5 protein-coding genes and 1 pseudogene are annotated in these 6,046 nt (G+C 36.9%); 3 read left to right on the plus strand and 3 right to left on the minus strand.

Features of this window, described 5'->3' with window-relative positions; all coding sequences use genetic code 11:
* The 3 genes from DB41_RS09235 to DB41_RS11760 all read left to right on the plus strand — a co-directional run.
* Nucleotides 1-682, plus strand: a 682-nt coding sequence (locus DB41_RS09235; RefSeq protein ID WP_039386547.1) for an ISL3 family transposase, incomplete at its 5' end; no start/stop codon positions are given.
* A 597-nt stretch (nt 683-1,279) separates the two neighbouring features.
* The gene (locus DB41_RS11755; protein WP_052244079.1) at nt 1,280-2,161 is read left to right on the plus strand and encodes a DUF4116 domain-containing protein; all 882 of its coding nucleotides are present in this window, start codon (nt 1,280-1,282) and stop codon (nt 2,159-2,161) included.
* Nucleotides 2,162-2,189: 28 nt separating this feature from the next.
* Nucleotides 2,190-2,360: a hypothetical protein gene (locus tag DB41_RS11760; protein WP_155117653.1), complete on the plus strand. Its 171-nt coding sequence runs from the start codon at nt 2,190-2,192 to the stop codon at nt 2,358-2,360.
* 19 nt (nt 2,361-2,379) lie between these two features.
* Here DB41_RS11760 and DB41_RS11445 read toward each other — a convergent pair.
* The 3 genes and pseudogenes from DB41_RS11445 to DB41_RS09265 all read right to left on the minus strand — a co-directional run.
* Nucleotides 2,380-3,309, minus strand: a pseudogene (locus DB41_RS11445) (IS982 family transposase).
* 402 nt (nt 3,310-3,711) lie between these two features.
* The gene (locus tag DB41_RS09255; RefSeq protein WP_039386548.1) at nt 3,712-4,332 is read right to left on the minus strand and encodes an F-box protein; all 621 of its coding nucleotides are present in this window, start codon (nt 4,330-4,332) and stop codon (nt 3,712-3,714) included.
* Between the two features lie 532 nt (nt 4,333-4,864).
* Nucleotides 4,865-6,046, minus strand: a 1,182-nt coding sequence (locus DB41_RS09265) for a leucine-rich repeat domain-containing protein (RefSeq protein WP_052244080.1), incomplete at its 5' end; no start/stop codon positions are given.

Genomic DNA, 6,046 nt, shown 5'->3' on the forward strand with positions numbered 1-6,046 from the left:
AATTACCGACCTAACTAATAAAAGAGTAATTGATATCCTTAAAGACAGGAAAAAAGCTACTTTAAAAGACTATATGGCGGCATGCGATGAGGAATTCAAGGAAGGGATTAAGTATGTAGCTATAGATTTATGGGCTCCTTATCGAGCCGTAGTAGAAGAGATGCTACCTAAGGCCCAAGCTATAGCTGATCGTTTCCATGTTATGCAAAACTTAAATCAAGCGTTAGATAGATTTAGGAAGAGGGTAAAACAGGAAAGTGCCGATCAAGAAATATGGAAAAATACCAAGTATATCCTATTAAAGAACCATGAAAATCTAACAAAGCAGCAAGAAGATGTGCTAGACAAGATCTTAAATTTAAACCTTGAGTTGAAAGTATATTATAAGCTTAAAGAGTCGTTTAGAAGCTTATTTAATGATTTAAATGATAACAGACAAACAGGCAGTGAGAAATTGTCCGCGTGGGTGTTAAATACACTTAGACATAAAGCCATAGGATATTACGAATTCATAAAAACTTTACTAAACTGGGAAGATAATATATTGAATTACTTTGATAAGAGAGTAAGCAGCGGTTTTGCGGAAGGGGTTAACAACAAAATTAAGCTTATTAAAAGAAAAGCCTATGGTTTTATAAATTTCGAAAATTTTAGAATAAAGATAATAGATTCTTTTTCTTAAAATAAAGTTTTACCACACAAACCTCCGAAGAACCAGCTTTTTTTCCATAGCTTGCCTATATTTTTGTTTTAGCAAACTAATTTTATAGCTCTTAAGCGTTAAAGAGCAATCTTATCGCATACACTCCTTATCATTTACGCAACAACGCCGCATTTAACCTAATCTATTTTCTTATGGATATTTTTTATTAATAGTTTCATTTAATTTTATTAGAGCTTATAGTAACCTATTTTCATAAGACTCCTTTTATGGATGTTTTATTTCCTTTAATTAAAGGTTATAAAATTGAATGCCAACTTTTTTTATAGATTTTCAAATTTAAAATAATCCCTATAAAAAACAGATGATCTACTCGAAAATAGCTTCAAGTTTTTTATAGCTAATTTTGGATGAGGCTTATGAGTTATATAGCAGATTATAAGCCAAGGGGATAAGACTACGGGATGATAAAGAAAGTGTATATAAGCAATTACATAACAATAAAAACAAACCATTTATTTAAAAAATTTTACTTTGTGAGAAAAAATGAATTTTTCTTATATAGCTAATTTACCCTTTTTAACATTAAATAATACCTACTTTTAAAGGAGAAATATTATGCAACCTACCAATAACGAACAATCGGGCGCAACTAGTAGTTCGACAGCATCTAGCTCAGAGCCTCAACAATCTAGCAGCAGTTGGAATGCTCGTACCTGGAGCCCCTCGTCCTCTTTTCAACCTCGTCCTTTTCAGCCTCGCCCTTTTCAACCCACCAGCTTTCGTCCTACCTCTTATACATCCGCCTCTACATCTCCTAGCCCGGTAGTTAATGGACAATCAAATTTTCAAAGTCCACCGCCTGCTTTAAATCCCTCATGCCTTGCATCTGTATTTCATGAAACAGCCATTCAAGCTCCTTCTAGAGATTGTCAAAAATTAGTTATGCAATCTTTAAAAAAAGGAACACTGAGTATTAAAGAAGAAAGGGAAATGCTAGAAGAAATAAAAGCTAGCTCAGCTGAGCAATTAACCCAAACAATGACTTGGCGCAAGCAAATAGATGAAAATATAACTTCATTTTATGATGAATCGATGAAGATGAATAAGCTTTACAGTTCTTTGGCCTTTAAAATTGCAAACGCCTTAAAGGATGCTACTATAGCAAGCATACGAACAGGTGAAGCACTACAAATGGATTATTTGGAGCTGACACAGGAAGAATTTAAGAATTATAAGGAGATTATGCTTGCTGCTGTTAAGCAAAATGGCTTAGCACTTCAGTTCGCAAGCCGGGAGTTAAAAGAAGATAAAGAAGTTGTGCTTGCTGCCGTTAGGCAAAATGGCTTGGCACTTCAGTTCGCCAGCCAGGAATTAAAAGAAAATAAAGAAGTTGTGCTTGCTGCCGTTAAGCAAAATGGCTTGGCACTTCAGTTCGCCAGCCAAGAGCTTAAGAATGGTAAAGATATTGTATTAGCCGCTGGGCAAGAAGATTGCTGAGCTTTTTCTTTCGCTCATGTGAAGTTATATGAATAATCAGAAGATTGTGCGTGCTAGCAATATATCTTGCAGCTTGGAGATTGCTATCCTCAACTCCCCGAATAATAATTTGGAGAAAGCTGAGGTTCTGCGAAATGAATTAGCCTTAAGGGTAGCTATCTTAAATCAACGCGAGTTATCGGATAAGAAAGCAATCTAAGGCTGCTTCAAATCATGCCTTAAACTGTAAGCCAACTCATTAACTTTGGTTTTTCCGTGCAAGTAAATTGAATGCAGGGCTTACAAGCTTCGTAAGCATAGGCCACTATTCCGCTGATTAGATTGACAAAAAAATTCCAAGGGCTGCGATGACGATGATGTTCGATTTGACAAGAATTTTTTAATTTATTTTTAACGCTTTCAATGATGCCCCGTTTTCTTAATAAAATCTTATCTACCAGTGACATTAACTTGTTTTTCATGTTTTTTTTAAGCCTGGTAATAATTTATAAGCCTTTGTCGTAGAGCTTGATAAATAACTGGCGGGATATATATCCCTTATCGGCAAACATTTTGCCAAAAATGTTTTTAGACAGATTAGGAACAGGGATACGATCATCCACATTTCCTGGCGTTAACATATAAGCAAGAATTTCCCTTCTATCATTAATCACTAGATGGAGTTTGAATCCATAAAAGTACCCTGTAGAGGTTTTTCCTCTTATTGCTATTTTTTTAAAAACTCTATGGGAGTGGATGCGACGAGTATGGCATACTGTCAATAGAGTAGAATCGACGAACGAAATGCCTGTACATTCTCCCAAGCAAGCCTGTGAATAAACAAAAATAGGAAACAAGCATGTTTTCATTAAAGTGATAAACTTATGATAGGAAAGAATATTAGGAAAGTATTTCTTTAGAGAGGGAATAACTTGCCGAATATAGTAATCTTTAAAGGTTCTATAGCCACTTCTATGAAACATGATGACAATAGTCATCGCTTCACTTAATGATAATATCGACCCTCTATTTCTTCTATTGCTCTTTTCAGTGAGTGCTCAGTGATGGCTTTCAGCCAATATTATACGCAATTCAACCTCAAATTGTTTACAAAAATCATCTACATCGCAAAAAATGGAGATTAATAAATGGATATCTTTTTCAATCATTTTGACCTTCCAGCTTTAAGTTTTTTCTCATACAAAATACTTTTAAGCCATGTGAAGGCCTTTTTTCAACTATTTCCTTATCCGATAACTCGCGTTAAATAGCCAAGGAGTGGAAATTGTTCTTAAAGCAAATTAGTCAATCATTGCCTACTTCTTCCCATGCTTTGCTAATTCTAGGCCGAGCTAGCTACCATACTAGTAAAACACTTAAAGTTCCTTCCAATATTTACCTGCTCTTTCTACCCCCTTATAGTTCTTAAGCTTAATCCTGTTGAAAACCTATGGCATTACTTGCATAGCCATTTTTAGTCCAATCGTATTTATCGGGGGTATAAAGAACTAGAAAAGATGGCAATAGCTTCTTGGAGAAAGGTGTGTTTAGAACAAAAAAGGATGAAAAGCCTATGTGCTGTATCGTATGTCTAATTGCGTAAGGAGTAATTTAAAAGCGTGCTGGCATATTTCTGGGGGTAAATAAGTCAAACTTACTTTAGATAAATCTAAAGCCGTGATGTTTTTACAATTTTCTTCAATCCAATCTCTAAATAGCTCTCCTTTTTTTTCTAGAGGCAAGTGCTTGATTTCTTCTCGGCTCAAATATTCTTCCCCACCAGGAAGTTTTTTCCAAAGTAAAAGGCGACTAATATTTAAGAGATAAGAAGAGTAATTAGCCAGAGTTAAGCCTCTTTTTTCTTCTGTTTTCTCTTTAAATTCTAAAGGAGAAATAGATTTAGCTAAGGTAAGAACTTGTTTAAAAACTTGATAAACTTTTTCAGTAGAGGTAAGTGCAGGATTGAGTTGATAAACTTTAGTTAACATAAGAGTTCGCTGGGTATTGGCATTTCCCTTGGGGAAATGAAGCTGTGCTATTTTTTTATAAAGAGAAGGCATCACTTCAGAAGCCAGCAGATGATGCCATCTTTTACAGACGCTAAATAAGGAAGGAACTGCGCAAGCCTCTAAGATAGGGAGCAACAATTCATTGGGCAAGCTTTCAATAGATGCCGGAGAGATAGGATGCATTTTATTTCCTTGGATAGTGATGACTTTTCAGTACTTTTATTTTTTAAAGGCAATATAAAAAAATTAAAAAGGCAAGTCAAACGAATTCGTATCCTTATCAATGAAAAACAACTCACAAATGATCTACCTCGCTTTTTTTCAGATAGATTCACGGAAAGGGGGGGCCTTCCAAGCATTCAGTAGCAGCCATAGGTTTTGGCAATTAAGTGACGCGGCAATTTTGGCTTGGCTAAAAGAATGAGATTGATTCTTTGTATTTGAGAAAAACGGCTCTTTTTGGTGCCTTGTTCTAATTCTTCTACCGCATGATGGAATACAATACGCCTAGCTTCTTTCTGTCAAGAAAGGCTGTTCTCCCAGCCTAGCAATCTGCGGAAAAAGAGAGAAACTTCTTGTGATTATAAATGTGTAGGTTAGCTTAAGCTTACTTAGTTGCGGGAAGGAAAGCGGATGACTTGCTTAAAGATAAGATGGCTAAAAGTTTGTTATTTCATTTTAGCTCACCCCAAATTAAAAAGTACTTATGGCCATCCTACAATTGAAAACGTTGCCTTATTCTTTCTGAAATATCTTTCAAAGGATTTTCCGCTAATTTAAGCCATTTCAGCTGAGACAATTGCCCAATTTCTGCAGGCAGGCTGGTGAGCTGGTTTTGACTTAAGTGAAGCCCTTGCAGCTGAGACAGCTGCCCAACTTCTGCAGGCAGACTGGTGAGCTGATTTTGATTTAATTCAAGCGTTTGCAGCTGAGACAATTGCCCGATTTCTGTAGGTAGTCTGGTGAGCTGGTTTTGATTTAAGTTAAGCCATTGCAGCTGAGACAATTGCCCGATTTCTGTAGGCAGTCTGGTGAGCTGGTTTTGATTTAAGTAAAGCCATTGTAGCTGAGACAGCTGCCCAATTTCTGTAGGCAGGCTGACGAGCTGGTTTTGGCTTAAATCAAGCCATTGTAGCTGAGGCAGCTGCCCGATTTCTATAGGCAGGCTGGTGAGCTGGTTTTGATTTAAGCCAAGGGTATGCAGCTGAGACAATTGGCCTACTTCTGTAGGCAGAGCGGTGAGCTGGTTTTGATTTAAGTAAAGCGCTTGCAGCTTAGGCAGCTGCCAAATTTCTGCAGGAAGGCTGGTGAGCTGGTTTTCTTTTAAGTCAAGCGTGTGCAGCTGAGACAGCTGCCCGATTTCTGTAGGCAGGCTGGTGAACTGGTTTTCTTTTAAGTCAAGCGTGTGCAGCTGAGACAGCTGCCCGATTTCTGTAGGCAGGTTGGTGAGCTGGTTTTGATATAAGTAAAGCCCTTGCAGCTGAGACAGCTGCCCGATTTCTCCAGGCAGACTGGTAAGCTGGTTGAATCTTAACCTAAGCACTTGCAGCTTAGATAACTGGCATATTTCTGGCGATAAATAAGTCAAGCCTGCTCCAGATAAATTTAAAGCCGTGGTATTTTTATAATTTTCTTCAATCCAATCTCTAAGTAACTCTCCTTTTTTTTCTAGAGGCAAGTGCTTAATTTCTTCTCGGCTCAAGTATTCCTTCCCACCAGGAAGTTTTTTCCAAACTAAAAGGCGATTAATATTTAAGAGATAAGAAGAGTAATTAGCCAGAGTTAAGCCTATTTTTTCTTCTGTTTTCTCTTTAAATTCCAAAGGAGAAAAATACTTGGCTAAAGTAAAGATTCGCCTAAAGATTGCATTTACCTTTGCTGCTTCAGAAAGCTTTTT

Origin of the sequence: Neochlamydia sp. TUME1 (assembly GCF_000813645.1) — a bacterium.
Taxonomy (GTDB): domain Bacteria; phylum Chlamydiota; class Chlamydiia; order Chlamydiales; family Parachlamydiaceae; genus Neochlamydia.

Excerpts from the sequence above, each read along its gene's own strand:
- DB41_RS11755 (WP_052244079.1), top strand. The coding sequence starts at position 1,280 with ATGCAACCTACCAATAACGAACAATCGGGCGCAACTAGTAGTTCGACA.
- DB41_RS11760 (WP_155117653.1), top strand. The coding sequence starts at position 2,190 with ATGAATAATCAGAAGATTGTGCGTGCTAGCAATATATCTTGCAGCTTG.
- DB41_RS09255 (WP_039386548.1), bottom strand. The coding sequence starts at position 4,332 with ATGCATCCTATCTCTCCGGCATCTATTGAAAGCTTGCCCAATGAATTG.